This window comes from Dyella koreensis (assembly GCF_044904565.1).
Taxonomy (GTDB): Bacteria; Pseudomonadota; Gammaproteobacteria; order Xanthomonadales; family Rhodanobacteraceae; genus Dyella_D; species Dyella_D koreensis.
Genome location: NZ_JADIKD010000009.1, coordinates 340,771 through 357,595, shown reverse-complemented (window position 1 = coordinate 357,595; position 16,825 = coordinate 340,771). Strand labels below are relative to the sequence as shown.

14 protein-coding genes are annotated in these 16,825 nt (G+C 63.7%); 3 read left to right on the top strand and 11 right to left on the bottom strand.

Annotated features, from left to right (window positions below; genetic code table 11):
* Positions 1-16: 16 nt before the first annotated feature.
* Positions 17-1,870, bottom strand: coding sequence for a hypothetical protein (locus ISS97_RS08970; protein ID WP_379985166.1), 1,854 nt, complete (start codon positions 1,868-1,870; stop codon positions 17-19).
* 259 nt (positions 1,871-2,129) lie between these two features.
* Positions 2,130-3,026, bottom strand: coding sequence for a LysR family transcriptional regulator (locus ISS97_RS08965; RefSeq protein WP_379985167.1), 897 nt, complete (start codon positions 3,024-3,026; stop codon positions 2,130-2,132).
* A gap of 110 nt (positions 3,027-3,136) precedes the next feature.
* Between ISS97_RS08965 and ISS97_RS08960 the strand changes: the two genes are divergently transcribed.
* Both ISS97_RS08960 and ISS97_RS08955 read left to right on the top strand, forming a co-directional pair.
* The gene (locus tag ISS97_RS08960) at positions 3,137-4,012 is read left to right on the top strand and encodes an aldo/keto reductase family oxidoreductase (protein WP_379985168.1); all 876 of its coding nucleotides are present in this window, start codon (positions 3,137-3,139) and stop codon (positions 4,010-4,012) included.
* A gap of 436 nt (positions 4,013-4,448) precedes the next feature.
* Positions 4,449-6,059, top strand: coding sequence for an MASE1 domain-containing protein (locus ISS97_RS08955; protein ID WP_404580077.1), 1,611 nt, complete (start codon positions 4,449-4,451; stop codon positions 6,057-6,059).
* 23 nt (positions 6,060-6,082) lie between these two features.
* Here the strand turns inward: ISS97_RS08955 and ISS97_RS08950 are convergent, their stop codons facing one another.
* Positions 6,083-6,766, bottom strand: a complete 684-nt coding sequence (locus ISS97_RS08950) for a hypothetical protein (RefSeq protein ID WP_379985170.1) — start codon at positions 6,764-6,766, stop codon at positions 6,083-6,085.
* 386 nt (positions 6,767-7,152) lie between these two features.
* On the opposite strand from ISS97_RS08950, the gene ISS97_RS08945 reads away from it, so the two are divergent.
* Positions 7,153-7,998, top strand: a complete 846-nt coding sequence (locus ISS97_RS08945; protein ID WP_379985530.1) for a class I SAM-dependent methyltransferase — start codon at positions 7,153-7,155, stop codon at positions 7,996-7,998.
* Positions 7,999-8,006: 8 nt separating this feature from the next.
* On the opposite strand, the gene ISS97_RS08940 is transcribed toward ISS97_RS08945, so the two are convergent.
* The 8 genes from ISS97_RS08940 to ISS97_RS08905 all read right to left on the bottom strand — a co-directional run bounded on the left by ISS97_RS08940 (position 8,007) and on the right by ISS97_RS08905 (position 16,634).
* Entirely contained in the window at positions 8,007-8,879 is an 873-nt protein-coding gene (locus tag ISS97_RS08940) for a DUF2268 domain-containing putative Zn-dependent protease (protein ID WP_379985171.1), read from the bottom strand.
* 346 nt (positions 8,880-9,225) lie between these two features.
* Complete coding sequence (locus ISS97_RS08935; protein ID WP_379985172.1) at positions 9,226-10,101, bottom strand: EamA family transporter; 876 nt, start codon at positions 10,099-10,101, stop codon at positions 9,226-9,228.
* 267 nt (positions 10,102-10,368) lie between these two features.
* Complete coding sequence (locus tag ISS97_RS08930) at positions 10,369-11,343, bottom strand: TolB-like translocation protein (protein WP_379985173.1); 975 nt, start codon at positions 11,341-11,343, stop codon at positions 10,369-10,371.
* 131 nt (positions 11,344-11,474) lie between these two features.
* A complete protein-coding gene (locus tag ISS97_RS08925) occupies positions 11,475-12,239 on the bottom strand; it encodes a LytR/AlgR family response regulator transcription factor (protein WP_379985174.1) in 765 nt (254 codons plus the stop codon).
* Positions 12,236-13,333, bottom strand: coding sequence for a sensor histidine kinase (locus tag ISS97_RS08920; RefSeq protein ID WP_379985175.1), 1,098 nt, complete (start codon positions 13,331-13,333; stop codon positions 12,236-12,238). Before ISS97_RS08920 ends, ISS97_RS08925 begins: the two co-directional genes overlap by 4 nt.
* A 74-nt stretch (positions 13,334-13,407) precedes the next feature.
* On the bottom strand, positions 13,408-14,331 hold the full coding sequence (locus ISS97_RS08915) for a TolB family protein (protein WP_379985176.1): 924 nt from the start codon (positions 14,329-14,331) through the stop codon (positions 13,408-13,410).
* Between the two features lie 913 nt (positions 14,332-15,244).
* A complete protein-coding gene (locus ISS97_RS08910; protein ID WP_379985177.1) occupies positions 15,245-15,694 on the bottom strand; it encodes a DUF302 domain-containing protein in 450 nt (149 codons plus the stop codon).
* Positions 15,695-15,716: 22 nt separating this feature from the next.
* A complete protein-coding gene (locus ISS97_RS08905) occupies positions 15,717-16,634 on the bottom strand; it encodes a pirin family protein (protein ID WP_379985178.1) in 918 nt (305 codons plus the stop codon).
* Positions 16,635-16,825: the final 191 nt, after the last annotated feature.

Here is a 16,825-nt window from a genome sequence, read left to right as displayed (position 1 = left end):
TCGCTTTACCGAAAACTCAGAGTCCAATAGCCGATATACGTGTCGCCCAGTTGCCTAGGGCACCGCGTGTACCGCCGCATTGGAATAGCGGAGGGGTCAAGTACTGGGCCAGAGTGCACGTGTGTGCGATGTACTCGGATGCGAGCCAGATCGTGTTGCCGTCAGCCGCCGCCGCACCATAGTCGCCCCAGCGCGGCCGGCCACCGCCGAGGTAGGGGATGCCGGTAAAGCCGTCCCAGGGACCTGCGCCTGCCGCGGCAATATGGACGTCGCCCGCACCAACCTTGGCATCCAGGCCGGCGTAGCCAGCGCTTGGATAGTCGTTGGGTCCAACCACGGTGAATGCGATGACGCCGCGTCCACTTTGCGTGACGGCCGCGGCACCGTAGGTCAGATTCGCGTCGGGCAAGGACAGCGTGCCGTTGGCAAAGATGCCGCCGGAGTTCGGATTGATGACGAAGTAGTTGATGCCCGAGCCATGGCTGCCGTCGCCCAGCAGGACGTCGGTATCCAGTGTTCCCCAGAGCTTGCCGTTGGCGTAGCTCACCTGCTGCATGCGCGAATCATTCACCGCCAGGTCGCGCGGTGCGGGGTAGACGATGCTCGGGTAGCCGAGATAAACCGGCGCGCAGCTGGGCAGGGCAAAGCAGTCACGCAAAGGCGTGCTACCCGGCTTCTGGTGCGCCAGGCTGCTCGGCACCGCATAGGGCTGCACGGTCAATGGCGCAACGTTCAGCGCCAAGGCCGACGGCATGGTGTCGATCGCCTGCGTGTTCGACACTGACCAGAGCCAGATGGTGTTCGACGTACCCGAGTCGTAGAACACGGCGTCCGAACTGAGAAGGTATTCGGTACCGCCATGCGCGCCGGCATACTGCCCGCCGGACGAGATGGCCGGCCACACCGTAAACGCGGGCGCCGGGATGCTCGGATCGCCACCATTGAACAGCACGACATTCGCCGTGCCGCCCGACGCCAGTCCCTGCTTGGAGATGGCGTAAATCTGCGCGCCATAGAAGCCAGGGCCGAACAGTGCGAACTCGTTGGTGGTCAGGAAGATCGCGTTCGCGTCAGCGCCGATGTGGGGATAGTCACCCAGGCAGAACCCGCCCGCACAGCCGTGATCCGGGGTGCCCTGCGTACCGTTGTTCTGCACCGGCAAGTGATAGATGTTCCATGCACCGGTGGGGTCGGCGGTCTGACTGACCGCGATGTCGAGGTGATTGGTGCCCGCCAGCGCCGACGTCGTGCCAATACGGTCGAGCGTCAACACCACCTGGAACCAACGCTGCGTGCTCGCATCGTAGTAGCAGGACGGGTCGGTGATGCTGGGGCCGTATGCGCCGGTGCTGCGATTGATCGCTGCGGGGTAGCCGTAGAACGTGTTGAGATCGACCGGTCCGACGAGTTTGTTGCCGGCGCTGCCATAGATCGCCAATACGTCGTTGACGCTTTCCATGACGAATCCATTGCCGGCGCACAGCCCTTGATCGGGCGGCTCCACCGAGAACTGATTGCCGCCATTGGAGTAGCGCTGGTCGTGGAAATTGAGGCCGTCGAAGCCGCCAAGGAGTTCGGGGCTCGACTTGGCGCGCTTGGCATTCCCTATGCTGTTGCTGCCGGCGTGCCCATGGGCAATGCTGCGATTCACTACCGGTGGCGCGCCGAGGTCGCCGCCGTCGCCCGAATCGGCATCGCCGGCCGCCATCGCCGGGTCCAGTTCCAGGCTTGCCAGCGGGGCTCCCCCAACGGGTGTGGTCGTGGGTACTGTGGTGCCCCCTCGTTGCAGTTTGAGGGTCGTTGGAGATGCGCCTAAGGCGCAGGTAGCGAACGCCATGACCGCCACTGCGATGAGCAGTCGAGTCTTCATAACACTGGTCTCCTGTTCGTTTCGTTAGGTGACCGCGCCCCCGGTGGAACGCCGATACCGGTCGTGCCGATAAGCGTCCGCGCAAGTACGCATATGGAATATGCGTTGGAGGACGATAGGCGCATTCGTAAGAGGTCGCCATCGTCCATAAGACCAGGGTCGCCCCTGGCCTGGAGAGGGGGTTATTCCCAGGCTTTCCGGACCCGGATGGCTCGCCACGCTCGACTGGAAATCCGGCGAAACCCGCCGTAAACCGCCATCACCCCGCCCTGATGAAATCGACGAATGCCCGCAGCGGCGCGGGCAGGTGGCGGCGCCCGGAGTAGTAGAGGAACGGACCGGTGAACGTTTGCCACCATGGTTCCAGCACCGGTTCGAGTGCGCCGCTGTCGAGGTGAGGGCGCAGCCATTCCTCAAACAGGTGGATCACACCCAGGCCACCCACAGCGGCTTCAATGGCCAGATCCACCGCGGCGCCCAGGCGGACCATCAGCGGACCGGTGGGATCGACGCGCACGATCTCTCCACGGCGTTCGAATTCCCACGTGGGAATCGCGCCGCTGGCGAATTGCCCGCGCAGGCAGGCATGACTCAGTAGATCGCGCGGGTGTTCGGGGCGGCCCCTTGCACGGAGATAGTCCGGTGACGCCGCGGTGGCGAAGCGCTGAACGCGCGGGCCGATGGGTACGGCGATCATGTCCTGCTCCAGCCGCTCGTCGTAGCGGATGCCGGCGTCGCAGCCCGCCGCCAGCACGTCGACGAAGCTGTCCTCCACGATCACTTCCAGCTTGATCTCGGGGTAGGTCTTGAGAAACGGCGTGACGATCGAAGGAAGCACGAGACGCGCAACAGTGGCGGGCACGTTGAGCCGCAGCGTTCCCTTGGGGCGGTCGCGGAAGCTGTTGACCACATCCAGCGCGGCTTCGACCTCGCCGAACGCGGGCACGAGCCGTTCGGCCAGGCGAGCGCCGGCTTCGGTCGGCAGGACACTGCGGGTGGTGCGATTGAGCAGGCGGACGCCAAGACGCGTTTCCAGGCGCCGCACCGCCTCGCTCAGTCCCGAGGCGGAGGTGCCGCTGATACGGGCCCCTTCGCGGAAGCCCCCCGCCCGCACCACCGCCAGGAACGCAAAGAGATCCTGGTGATCTGTCGCCATTGTTCGCCACCTCGCACAGCCCGTGCCGATTTGACCGGATTATCGCGCAGTCAGTCCATGCCTATAGTCGCCCCCGGCCACATTCCGACCGCACTTTTCCTGGAGGCCATATGAGCAACGTAATGAAATCGGGGACGTTTTCGCTGGGCGACCGCAAGGTGACCCGGCTGGGCTACGGCGCCATGCAACTGGCGGGCCCCGGCGTGTTCGGGCCGCCGAAAGACCGCACTGCCGCGCTTGCGGTGCTGCGCGAAGCGGTGGCTTCCGGCGTGGATCACATCGACACCAGCGACTTCTATGGGCCGCACATCACCAATCAGCTGATCCGCGAAGCGTTGCATCCCTACGCACAGAACCTGGTAATCGTGACCAAGGTCGGCGCGACGCGCGGCGCCGACGCGTCATGGCATGCGGCGCAGAGTCCCGCCGAGCTGACGCGTGCAGTGCACGACAATCTGCGCAACCTCGGTCTCGATGTGCTGGACGTGGTGAACCTGCGCATCATGGGTAATGTTCACGAACCCAGCGAAGGCTCGATCGAGGAGCAGTTCACTACGCTGGCGGAGCTGCAGCGGCAGGGACTGATACGCCACCTTGGCCTGAGCAACGCGACCTCCGCGCAGGTGGCACAGGCGCATCGCATCGCTCCCGTGGTTTGTGTGCAAAACCACTACAACCTCGTGCATCGCCATGATGACGCGCTGATCGATGAGCTCGGCCAGAAGGGCATTGCCTACGTTCCCTTTTTTCCGCTCGGCGGTTTCACGCCACTGCAATCCGAGACTTTGTCGGCTGTCGCCCAACGCCTCGGTGCGACGCCGATGCAGGTGGCGCTCGCGTGGCTGCTCGCACGCGCGCCCAACATGCTGTTGATTCCGGGCACGTCGTCAACGAAGCATCTTAAGGAAAACTTGGCTGCCGCCGATCTGGTGCTTGCCGATGATGTGCTTGGCGAACTGGAAGCGATCGGACAGAAGCGCGGGTAAGGCACAAGCTTGCGAAAATCTTCACTAGTAGTGCTCTTCCCCTCCCCCTGCTAGCAGGGGGAGGTTGGGAGGGGGTGAGCCCTTGAGAAAACCTTTCCCGGAGCGCTTTCTCAAGTACCCACCCCTCCCCAGCCCTCCCCTGTCCCACGGGACTAGCTTTGCATCGCGAGCAGGGGAGGGACTCAAGCTGAGCTTCGACGCTAATCAGGTCTGAGCCAAGGAAGGCCAGGCGGCCGTAAAGACTTCCCGATCATCCGGGTTTTATTACACCGCCCCCGGGTGAAACCACTTTCACGCCCTGGCGCACAGTTCGCAGTGCTGCTCCACCCCGGCACCGCCACTGCGCTAACATGCCGGGTCACGGTGCGTGCTTCATTGGGGATGGACGCACCCATCGACGATCCACAATCCAAGCTGGTCTGGCGTCAGGGATTCCATGAGGGGTGGAGTGATGCAGAGTAGACCGTGGGCAGGGGCCCTTTTTCGAAACATAGCGATTGCCGCCTCGTATGGCGCTGCGCTGGTTTTGTTTCGGCAACTGTCGATCCCGCACTGGATCATCCTGACAGGCTTTCATCTCAGCGTTCTGTTGCTCACCCGATACAAGTATTGGCCCGCGCTGATCGTCGGCGGCATGGCGCGCATGGCGTACATAAGCATCACTTGTTATCCGCAGTTCGGGCTGGTCTGGTCGCTGGTCAACCTTATTCCTTCGATCTGCTATTTCATCCCGGTGGTGTGGTTGTTCCGCCAGCGCTGGGATCTGTTCCCGAAGAGCAGCGCAGTGAACATGCCGGCGCTGCTGTTGTGTTCGCTTATCGTTGCGGGCATCGCAACCCTGGTGACCATCGGCCAGGTTCTCCTTACGCCGCTACCGCCAGGATATGTATTGCATTACGGCGAGGTCGGCGCACGGCTGGTCTTGGGTAATTTCCTCGGCATCCTGACCATCACGCCGATCAGCCTCGTATTCCGTCAGCTGTTCATCGACGCGCAGGGCCGGTGGCGGGAGTGGGCGCACGAGGTCGTCGAAAGCCGCCTGATGGTCGAAGGAGTTTTGCTGACCGTCCCCATGCTCGCCTTCCTGGTGTGGTTGGGGCTTCATGATCCGCGTGTTCGCGAAATCGCGCAGATGGCGATGTTCCTGCCTGTTATCTGGCTCGCCTTGCGCCACGGTTGGCGGGGCGCTGCGATGGGCGGCACCTGGGCCAGCTTTGCGATAATGGCGCTGATGCCGGCGCGCAACGACTACGCGACGCTCCAGGCCGAAACGCTGATCGCCATGGCGATCAGCACCATGTTGCTGGTGGGCGCCCGCATCGCCGTGCTGGACCGGCGCGCGGAGCAGGGGCATGCCGACATGCGCCGCGCGCACGCGCTGGCGCAACGCAATGTCCATCTGGGCGAAGCGCAAATGCGCGTCACCGCGCAGGCGCTGGATCAGATCCGCGAGTCCATCGACAACGTGTTCTTCAGGATGCTCGGCCGGCTGCGTCATCTGCAGCCGGTGATCGAGGATGCGGGTTATCACCGGCAGGCGCTGAGCACACAGGACCAACTGTTCCGCGTGGCCGATAGCCTCTACCCCTTGGCACTGCGCGAGCGCGGCCTGATCAGCGCGCTGCGGGAAGGCGCCCTGGCCCGGACCCTGGCCGAGGCCGGCATCTATTTCTGGTGCGATGTGCGCGGACCCCTGAGTCTCTTCACGCAGTCGACCCACGTGGCGATCTATCGCGTCATCGGCGAAGCCATTGCGGAGGCCTGCGCCCAGCGCGACATCTCCGACATCCTCGTCAAAGTCCGGTGCGGGACGCGAGGAAGGCTATGGGTCGTAGTCCAGGTGGACGCGCGCGCGAATCCTGTTCATTTGCCCCACATTCAATGGGACGAACTACTGCCCCGGCTGCGTCGCAGCACCAGCGGACTCGGTCGCAAAGCCATCGTCGATCGTGCGGCCACGTTCGAGGGCCAAGTGCGTGAGCGACCGTTGCGCAAGGGGCGACGGCTTGTCGTCCAGTTGCTCAACCCGCCCCATCCCGACGACTGACGCCGCCGGGATGGAGGCGCAGATCACTGTGCCTTGATGTTGCAGTCAACCGGGTCGCATACCGCCTGAGTGACGGCCTGGGTCTTCATCTTGATGTTGCAATCGACCGGATCGCATACCGCCTGGGTCTGTGCCTTGATGTTGCAGTCGATCGGATCGCATGCCGTCTGACTCGCCGTCAGAGTCTTCGCCTTGATATTGCAATCGACCGGATCACACGCCGTCAGGGCCTGCGCCTTGATGTTGCAGTCGACTGGATCGCACGCCACCGCAGTCTGCGCCTTGATGTTGCAATCAATCGGATCGCATATCGTCTGTGACGGCGCCGCGCGAAGCAGAACGGTGCCATCGGTCATCGGCGTTGCCGTCATCGCCGTCGCGCCATCGTTGTAAACCATGGCCGATGCGGCGGTGGGTTTGGCACGCGTGGCCACGGCAGCAGGCTGTTGCGGCGTAGCGACCAACTGTGCAAACCGGCCCATGGGCAGCGTGATGAACTGTCCGCCCGCCGTGCCGACGGCACCCAGAACGTTGCCGTTCGCGTCGTTGACCTGAAGGTAGCGAATGCCACCCAGCGTGAACGCGTACACATGGTAATTCGGATGCGCACTGACATCCGTGGTGTTGGGCCACGCCTTACCCAGATCGGTGGATGGAGTAGCAGCCATACCCGCCCCCGAGACAAATACAGCCAGGGCGGCGAACACGGCACGAGCGAATGACTTCTTCATAGGTGAATCCCCTCGGTTGATGGTGGGTGTAACTCGCTGTTGCGGGAGTCAATCTAGCATCGGACTTCGAGTTGAAACGGTGATGGCACCGCGTCTGGAATGCCCTCTATGCGAAGAACCATGCGCCGTTGGGTGGCGATAGTGAAAGCACGGGATATCATTTCCCGCGACACGCTCGTTCAGAGACAGTCAGGGCAGTGCGGCCTGGACTTCAAGGTCCGCCCCCGGGACCATGGCGGATGTCTGTCTCTGATAACTCTAAAATCACCTGTCGCTTCACGGCATCCGAAGGGCGATGCGTCGCGTTTGACCCCAACGTTGCTGCACAAAAATCAGCACTCGCTCATCCCAGGAGATTACCCATCGTCCCGCATTACTCCGGCCCTCTTCTCACTCGTTCTCTCGCCGAGACTCTGCTGGCCGTACGCGATGCCGGCACGGGCGAGTGGACCGGGTCATTGGATCTCGGCCGCTCGAACGGCAGCGCGCTGCTGCACGCGGAGTCCTGGCAATGGAAGGGCCAGCACTACCCATATCCCAACAAACTGAAAGACCGCACGATCTATTACTGGGACGGCGATGAGTTCGTGCCGGTGTCACGCTTCTCCGGCTCGCTGATCAAGCTGGTGCCCACCGAGTGGGGCGCGCCTACCTTCGAGATCGACGGCATCAAGATGCTGCCCACCGCGAAGGAATCGCCGTTCGAGGATGCGCGCCGCAAAGTGGCGCTGGTCGAGCCGCGCGGCAAAGTGCTGCTCGATACCTGCGGTGGCCTCGGCTACTTCGCGGCGTGTTGTCTGGAAGCGGGCGTGGCGCGCATCCACTCGTTCGAGAAAAACCCCGACGTGTTGTGGTTGCGCACACTCAATCCGTGGTCACCGGACCCGGATGAGCCAGCCAACGGCGGACGCCTTCAGCTCACGCATGCCGATGTATCGCAGGCCATTGCGCAACTCGCCGACGCTTCGGTGGATGCATTGCTGCACGACCCGCCGCGTTTCGGTATCGCCGGCGAACTCTACTCACAGGTGTTCTACGACCAGCTTGCGCGCGTGCTCCGCCGCAACGGACGCCTGTTTCACTACACCGGCAGCCCCAACAAACTCACCAGTGACCGTGACGTGCCGCGCGAAGTGGCGAAGCGTCTGGAGAAGGCGGGTTTCAAGGCGCAGCTGGCGCTGGATGGGGTGCTGGCGACGCGGCGCTAAGGCCGCGCTCAATCGAAGTAGTGCGACTTGTCCGCAAAGGCTTTCACGGCCTGCTTGTCGGCAAAGTCCAGTTCGATCATCTGCTTGATCGCGGCCTGCTTGTCGGGTGCTTTCTGGTAATACGCTTGGCAAATGGCATACCCCACGTAGTAGCCGAGGTCGCGCACACCGAACGGGTTGTTGGTGTTGTTGTAGAGCCAGCCGCTGGTGTCTTCATCGGCCATGTCCTTGACGAATGCGGTCTTGATAGCCTCGCCGTGTTTCGGGCCGTAGTCGATGTAGGGCAGCTGTGGCTTGCGGCCGGTGACCTGTTCCGCGACGAAGTCGGCTACGCCCTCGTAGATTGCCTGGCCGAGCAGGTTCTGGCCTGGTCCGCGTTCCTGCGTGTGCACAAACTCATGCACGGTCAGCAGCACCATGTTGTCGAAAGGGCGGCTGTGGAAGTAGGTGGTCAACCATGCCTGCATCTTCGGTGTCATCTCGGAGATGTCGACGGTTTCGTCACCCGTAGCCAGCTCGGCGCCGATGAGGACTTTGTCGCCCTGTGTCGTACCGCCGGATTTCAATGCGCCCACAGCGAAGTAGATGCTGCCGGGCCGTAGCTCCGGGTAAAGCGCCTGGAACTTGCGCAGCTCCGGCTCCAGCGCGGCGATGGCCGACGGCGCGCGCAGGGTATGTGACCGGATGGATGCCCAGTAACGCGGATAGCTGCGAATGGCGTCCACATAGGACTGGGCGGTATAGCCCTTGGCCTGCATAAAGGCCTGTAGTCCGGGCGTGCCGCGATCGATATACAGGCGCTGCAGGATGGCACGCTGTTGGTCCGGGTCGTCCGCCTTGATGGCGGCGTCATACGCCTCCCAGAAATGCCCGATGTCCACGGAGGACACCGTTGGACGATAAGTCGCCTCCGTCGCGGAGGCGGTCGTCACTCCAAGCGAAAGCAGGCAAAAAGCCGCCAACCTGGCAAGCATGCGCGTCAATGTCATATCGAATCCCCCATCCCAGTGGACATGCCGTAGCGTGATCAATCCGACCTTGGATGCGCTGGATGAGGATTGGGTTTAATGGGTTGCAAGGCGAGGCACTGGATGCCGCCGCGGGATGCCAAAGGGTTCGCAGTGATTGCCAATCCTCGGGCTGATCCAAAGACCAGGCCGGACTGGAAACGCGGGCTTGCGGACGGCAGCCTCTTAGGCGGCGGCGCCAAAGTGCTTGACCTAACCCTCAGTTGACTGACGGCGCGGGCCGCTGCACGCTCAACGCCGTACCGGCGGCAGCCACGATGATCGCCACAATGGCCAGCCACTGCAGCAGGGTGAGCCGTTCGCCCAGCAGCGCCACGCCGGCCATCGCCGCGACGGCCGGCTCCAGGCTCAGTAGTGTGCTGAAGGTGCGCGCCGGCAATCGGGTCAGCGCGATCATCTCCAGCGTGTACGGCAGGGCGGAACTGAGCACGGCCACGCCCAGCGCATACGGCAGCAGTGCCGGCGACAGCAGCGCGCTGCCCGCATGCGCGGCACCGAACGGAATCGCCAGCAACGCACCGATCGACGTACCCAGCGTTACCGCATCCCCGCCGTAGGCCGCGCCCGCTTTCTTCCCCAGCACGATATACAGCGCCCAGCCCACGCCGGCGGCGAGTGCGTACATCACGCCCACCGGATCGAGCGCCTGCGCCTGTGCATGCAGCGGTAGCAGCAAGGCCAGTCCGGCAATCACCAGCGCAATCCACACAAAGTCGATCAGCCGGCGCGACCCGAACAGCGCGAGCGCGAGTGGCCCGGTGAATTCCAACGCCACCGCGATGCCCAGGGGGATCGTGCGCAGCGACATATAGAACACCAGGTTCATCGCCCCGATCGAAAGGCCATAGCCCCATAGCGAGCGCCAGTCGCGCTGGCTGCCCAGCCGCCGCCACGGCCGCCGCCACAACAGCAGGATCAGCGCGCTGAGACCCAATCGATAGGCCGTCGCGCCCTGGGCACCGACCTGCGGGAACAGGTGCTTGGCCAGCGATGCGCCGCACTGGTACGAAACCATGGCGATCACCAGCACGCCAACCGCAAGCGCGACGGGAGCAACGGCAGAACGTGACGACATGAGCGGGGAGCCTGGGGAAGCAGTCCATCCATGATGCCCGCAGGGGCGGAGGAAACCTACTGGGTAGACCGCCTCGGCGTGGCCATTGCTGACAGTAGGTGGCAGTAATCAGTGGCGCGTCGCGTGGGTGTCTGGATTCAAAGCCTTGGACCAGCGATCGGGTATGTCACTTGGCGAGTTCGTTATACGGCACAGATCAACGTTGAATCTCAGTCGGCGCATTTCTCCTCCCCCTGCTCGCAGGGGGAGGGAGCAACGCGCAACTAGCTACCCCTTGATCCCATGCGCCCGCAGCACATCACCAATATCCACACGCCAGATATTGCGCGAACCATTGAGTGGCCCGTTTAGCCGTTTCTGTAACGACGCCGCGTCGTCGCGCGCTTTTGGAAAATGCACTTCTTCCTGCCGATTGCTGGATACATACAGCTCCCCGAAGCCCGGCCCCAGCGTGGGCGCATTTTCCAGACTTGCGGTGTTCACGTCGCCGCCCAGGTGTTCGGGTTTGCCCCAGCTGCCGTCGCCCTGGCGGAAGGCGATATAGATGTCCGCGCTGCCGAGCGAGTCGCCTTCATTGCCGGCGAATAGAAGAAAGCGACCCTGCGGGTCGACGCAGGGGTCCATGCGGTTGTGCGTGAGGTCGCCCAGCTCTACGCGCTGCGGCGCGGAGTAGCCGTTGCCGGTGGGGTGCACGACGTAGATCTGGTAGAGCTTGCCGGCGTCGGGACGGTGCGCGGAGAAATAGATATCGCCATTGGCCGCGACCGAAGGGTTGTAGAGCATGGCGCCTTCGTTGAGCGCGCCTTCCACGTGCACCGGCTCGCCCCAGCGGCCATCGGCCTGGCGCTCGACGTACCAAAGGTTGGTTCCGGCGAAGGTCTGGCCGCCCATCTCGGCGGTCACGGGCGCCTCGCCCGTATGCGGCGGACGGTTGGAGACGAAGTACAGGCGCTTGCCGTCCGGCGCGTAGGCCGGTTCGGAGTCGTGCCACTGGCCGGAGAACGAAGCGACCTCCGGCGTGGACCAGCTATCGCCGCGGCGGTGCGCGACCAGGATGGTGTCGTCTTTCTCGGCAAAGTCGGAGCGCAGGAAATACAGCGTCTTGCCATCCGGCGACAACGCCGCAGTGGTCTCCTGCAAGCCGGTGGAGATAACACCGGCACCGAGCAGCTCGGCGGCTTTCACCGGCCCGCTGCAAGCCAGCGCAAAAGCCGTGGCCCAGGCAAAGGTCTTCAATGTCATGCGTGCTCCCTGTCAGTTGACGGATCGATACGACCTGCCGTCATGATCGGAGAGGCGAGCGTCGCGCGCTGCTGTTTTGTGACGAGCGGTGCCCGTGGTGTGGCGAGCGGTCGCGTGTGTGCGTGGCCGGCTCAGGCCATGCCGAGCGCACGCCGCGCGTGTGTGCGAAAGCGCCGGCTCAAACTCAGGCGCGTGCCATCGCGCAGCACCACGTCGGCATTGCCCTGGAACAGCGGATGGATTTCGCGGATGCGCTCCACGTTGACCAGCGTGCCGCGATGGATACGCAGGAAGCGCGCCGGGTCCAGCGTATCCAGCAAGTGCCGTAGCGTTTCGCGATGCAGATAGCTGGTGCCGCTGACGTGGATCTGCACGTAGTTGCCGTCCGCGCGGATCCAGTCGATGTCGTCGGTGGCGATCACGCGGATGCTCTCGCCGATGCGCACACTGATGCGTTGTGCATGGCCCGGGGCAGGTGGCGCCTGCAGTGCTTCCGGTCTGGCGGTGGCATGTACCTGCATACCCAGCCACTGCTGACGCACGCGCGCCATCGCCTGGTCGAAACGCGCCTGGTCGATAGGCTTGAGTATGTAGTCCAGCGCATTCGCGTCGAAGGCGCGCAGCGCGTGCTGGCCGTAAGCGGTGGCGAACACCACCATGGGCAGCGTCTCCGGTTTCAGCCGATGCAGCAGCTTGAAACCATCCATGCCGGGCATGCGGATATCCAGAAACAACAGCGTTGGCTCCAGTGCAGCGATAGCCTGCATGGCTTCGGCAGCGTTGCCGCATTCGCCCACGATCTCGACATCCGGATGCGCGGCCAAAGCCTGGCGCAAAGCCAGCCGCGCCAGCACTTCGTCGTCCACCAGCAGGGTGCGGATCGGCGGTGGGTTCATGCGGCGGGTTCCGTGATGTATTCGCGGAACGGGAAACGCAGTTCCACGCGCGTGCCGCCTTCCGCCTTGCGTGCCAGCGCCACGCTGGCGTCGCTGCCGAACAGCACTTGCAGGCGTGCGCGTGTATTGCCCAGGCCCAGCCCTTCGGACATCCCTTCCGGCAGACCCAGGCCGTCATCGTCCACGCGCAGATAGAGCTGATCGCCTTCGCGACGGCTCACGACCTGCAGCTCGCCGCGCTCGGGTTTGTCCAGCAGGCCGTGGCGCAGCGCGTTCTCCACCAGCGGTTGCAGGATCATGCTGGGCACCGCCGCGTGCACGGTATCCATCGCCACATCCAGGTGGGTGCTCAGCCGGTCCTGAAAGCGCACCTGCTGGATGTCCAGATAACAGCGCAGCAATTCCAGCTCGCGCGACAGCGGCACTTCCAGCGCGTGGCGTTCCTCCAGCGTCAGGCGCAACAGGTCGCTGAGGCGGGCGATCATCAGGCGCGCCTGGATCGGGTCAGCCAGCGCGAGCGCGGAAATCGCATTGAGCGTGTTGAACAGGAAGTGCGGCTGCAATTGCACCCGCAGCGTGCGCAATTGCGACTGCGCCAGTTGCGATGCCAGCTGCGCATTGCGCAGGCGTTCGTCGCGCAGGCGGCGCTGCGAATCCAGGCCGCGCAGCACTACCAGAATCACCCAGTAGATCAGCAGGGCGAAGTGATAACTGAAGGCGAGTTGCATGCGCAGGAAACCGCCGAACGTGCTTACCGGCGCGCGCCCCGGGCCACACACGGTCCAGTAGATCGTCAGGTGCACCAGCACTTGCGCCAGCGCCACGAGCAAGCTGGCCGGCACATGCACCGCGGCGAAGCGCTGCCAGCCCCGGCCGGCACTCGCGCGCCCCAGCCAGGCCACCAGCGGTACCAGCGCCATCCACAGATAGAAATCGGCGAAGTTCCACACCAGCAAGCGCGACCAGTTCGCCACCTGGCCTTCGCTGATCGAAGACAGCCCTCCGCTGAGCGCGTACGACAGCGCAATCAGGGTCCAGAACCCCAGCATCAGGGCCGGCATACCCAGCCGGTGTGACTTCAAGCGTGTGAACACTTCACCCTCAATGACGGCCGCGACAGGTCTGCGTCGGGGCAGTGTGTGACGGCGAACGTGCGCGGGAAAGTGCCTCACGGCCTGGTCGGGTGCTGTTCCAGCCATGGCGCCAGCGATACCTGCCAGATATTGTCGCCCTGCCGGTTCCAGTCGGCGGTTTCGCCGGGAACGCGACGGTCGCTGTAGAAATAGAGCGTGCGGTGGTCCGGGCCGAGTTGCGCGCCCATCGCATGCGTGCCCTCATTCACGGCGTCGCCGAGATCCTGTGGCGTACTCCAGCCCTGCGGCGTGGCGAAAGCGATCGCCAATCGATGCCCCTGCTTCGGTGCGCGCTGGATGCTGACCACCATGAAGGATTGATCAGGCGCAACGGCGGGATCGCGGATCTGCGCATCGGTGTCGCCCAGCGCGACCAGCTCGGGTGTCTGGTAGCGGCCATCGCGGAACGTGGCGTGTTTCAGATGCAGGCTATCGTCCGGCGCGCAGCCGATGTAGTACAGGCTGCCGTCGGCGGCGATGCTCGGCGCAAAGCTCATGGAGCAGCTGTTCACCGCATCCGGCAGCCGCACCGGCGTACCCCAGCCGCTGCCTTGCCGCGCCACCCGCCACAGATTCATGCCATGGCCGGGCGTGCGGCGCGTGCCGCGCACCGCGTCGATCGGTGCGCCATGGCCTGCGGCGGGGCGATTGGAAACGAACACCAGATACGAACCATCCGGTGCCATCGCCGGATCGAGATCGCGCCAGTGGCCGGAGAACGGTGCCGTGCGCGGCGTCGACCAGCGCGTGCCGATGCGGTGCGATTCGAGGATGTCCCCGCCATCGCCCACGCTGTGCATGAAATACACCGCGCTGCCATCCGGCGCGAAAGCGGCCGCGCCTTCATCGTCGGGGCCGGAGACGACGCCCGGCGCGAACACCGTAGGCGCGGCCACCTGCGCGGCGGCAACGGCGCCGCTCATGGTGAGCAGGAGCGCGAGCATCGGCAAACAGTGCATGGGCTTTCCTCGTCGACGGATCGCCGCGAGGCTAGACCAGGTTTATGCCGCCGTCGCGTTCGGTGTGACAACCGGTGTGTTTGTGGTGATGAGTGGTGCTGTGCTCGGCTTGTGTGAGCCTGGTCGAGATTTTTAGGGGGTAGGTGTGTGGGTTCCTATTTTGATGGTGTTGGGTTGTTGCGACCTGGCCGCTTACGCAGCGGGCGTTTCGGACGCCTGCCGGCGCCCGAGTCACTTTCTCTTTGCTGACCCAACCCCCCGAGGGGGCCTAGAGAGAAAGTAACCAAAGAGAAATGGTCGGAAGAGCGCGGTGTGCTTCGTAGCCACGCTTCGTCCAGTGTCAGACGTCGGGTTTGCTCCTGCCCCCTCCCCTGCTTGCAGGGGAGGGTTGGGGAGGGGTGAGTACTTGAGAAAGCGTCTCGGGAGAGGTTGTCGCAAGGGCTTACCCCCTCCCGGCCTCCCCCTGTCCCACGGGACTAGCTTCGCGTCGCAAGCAGGGGGAGGGGAAGAGTGCGTGTGGCTCTGACAACGCCAACTCGTCCCGGAAGAGAGCGGAGCAAGAAGCGAAGCCATCCCGATGTCTGGCACTGGACGATGCGCAGCTACAAAGCCCACCGCCTGCTCTCAGGCCATTTCTCTTTGGTTACTTTCTCTCTAGGCCCCCTCGGGGGGTTGGGCCAACAAAGAGAAAGTGACCCGGCTCGCGGCAGCGAGGCGGAACGCCCGCTGCGTAAGCGGCCAGGCCACAACACCCTACCCTGGAGAGCACAAACCAAGAGCTACCCCCAGCCCCCTTGCGACTGAAGGGGGGGGGCGAGACAAGCATAGGAGGCAATGCAACGCCAGAAACTTCGAAGACGCGCCAAGACACCGTCGTCAGCATTAACCGCTGTCTGGACACACTAGCCGATGATCAAAGAGAAGCACCAAGCCTGGCGACGATAGCCGCATAGATTTCGCTGAACTCCCGCCCAAGCTCGATCAAACCATCCACGCCGTATTTCGAGAACAACGCTTCCGGATCGTGCCAGCGCAACATGACCTTGCCCGACGCATCGGCCATCACAACGATCTTCAGCGGTGCTTCCAGCAAGGCCGAGGGATCGAGGCCGAGCAGGCGGACCATGTAGCGCGGATGGAAGAACAGAATCTGCCGGGTCTGGTGGATCGCGTAGCCGCCTTTCTTCAGCAGCATCTGCGGATCGATCTCGTGGACGATCCACAGATCAGCATCCAGCAGTGTCTCGCGTACGAGCTGCAGCGTTTTCTCGAAGTCGTGGCCGGTGGTTGCCGATCGCTGGAAGGTGTGATGCTGGATCTGGCCGTAATCAACACGGCGCACGGTATCTGTCGTGGTATTCACGTTGTACCTCGGTGAGTCGAATTCACGGGGTTCCACTGGTAAAAGGCTTCACGGTACCGAACCGCCCGGCGTGATAATCGGTCGTTACCTGCTCGATCTCCTCGAGACTGTTCATCACGAAGGGACCTTTCTGCACGATAGGCTCGTTGATCGCAGGCCCCGCGATGGCAACAAACCTGACGCCGAGCTTCACTTCGCTCGCCGAGGCGCGCACCTGCACGGTCCCGGCGGCCTCGGCCGAGATGGCGGCGGCAGCGCCGGAGGGCAGTTCGACGCTCTTGTTGTCTTCCGCTGCGCCGAGTCCCAGCGCGCTCAGGTCGCCGTCCCTGGCATAAAGCCAAAGATTCCAGCCGGCCGGCAGCGGAAGATTGGCGCAGGCATCGGCATCGAGCCGGCCATCCACGATCAGGATCGGTTCGGGCGTCGGAAGCGGAGACGTCTTGCCGCCAAGGGAGCCGGCCAGCACGCGCAAACGCACTCCCGGCTCCTCGATCACCGGTACGTCGTTTGCCTGTATCAGCATCGTGGCGGGTTCGGTGCGCTTGAGCCGCTTCGGCAGGTTGACGAACAACTGCAAGCCATCGAGCCGGGCGTGCGTGCCTTCCGGCTGCTGTGTATGCACGATGCCCTTGCCGGCCAGGGTCCAGTGCAGATCACCGGGTTCGATCCGGTGATCGTTATGCACACTGTCATGGCTGCTCATCCAGCCAACGGTCTCCTCGAACAGCACGGTCACCGCCGACATGCCCGCATGCGGATGCAATTCAAATGTCGGGCCGGTCATTACGAAGTGGTCAGCCAGTACCAGCGGGCTCATCGCCTGCTCGAAGTCGGTGTGACGAAACTGGCGGATATGGCAGTGCGTGCCAACGGCATGCGGCTCGCGCGTCACTGCGCAAGAGAAACGCAGGCCGCTTGGCGTGAGGATGGAAGTCGACATGCATTTTCCGTGGGGATGGTGATGCGGGTGGGTGGGGTGCGCAAGGTATACGGAACGCCGCGCGCCGCGCACCCAACTAAAGGCAGGGTGATGTGCGGTCCATGTCGATCAACAGGAAATAGGGCGTCGCGTATCGGCTCTCGGAACGAGCGGAACCACCACATTTGAATGGTCGCGACTGTTTTCGACAG

Excerpts from the sequence above, each read along its gene's own strand:
- ISS97_RS08970 (WP_379985166.1), bottom strand. The coding sequence starts at position 1,870 with ATGAAGACTCGACTGCTCATCGCAGTGGCGGTCATGGCGTTCGCTACC.
- ISS97_RS08965 (WP_379985167.1), bottom strand. The coding sequence starts at position 3,026 with ATGGCGACAGATCACCAGGATCTCTTTGCGTTCCTGGCGGTGGTGCGG.
- ISS97_RS08960 (WP_379985168.1), top strand. The coding sequence starts at position 3,137 with ATGAGCAACGTAATGAAATCGGGGACGTTTTCGCTGGGCGACCGCAAG.
- ISS97_RS08955 (WP_404580077.1), top strand. The coding sequence starts at position 4,449 with ATGAGGGGTGGAGTGATGCAGAGTAGACCGTGGGCAGGGGCCCTTTTT.
- ISS97_RS08935 (WP_379985172.1), bottom strand. The coding sequence starts at position 10,101 with ATGTCGTCACGTTCTGCCGTTGCTCCCGTCGCGCTTGCGGTTGGCGTG.
- ISS97_RS08930 (WP_379985173.1), bottom strand. The coding sequence starts at position 11,343 with ATGACATTGAAGACCTTTGCCTGGGCCACGGCTTTTGCGCTGGCTTGC.
- ISS97_RS08925 (WP_379985174.1), bottom strand. The coding sequence starts at position 12,239 with ATGAACCCACCGCCGATCCGCACCCTGCTGGTGGACGACGAAGTGCTG.
- ISS97_RS08915 (WP_379985176.1), bottom strand. The coding sequence starts at position 14,331 with ATGCACTGTTTGCCGATGCTCGCGCTCCTGCTCACCATGAGCGGCGCC.
- ISS97_RS08905 (WP_379985178.1), bottom strand. The coding sequence starts at position 16,634 with ATGTCGACTTCCATCCTCACGCCAAGCGGCCTGCGTTTCTCTTGCGCA.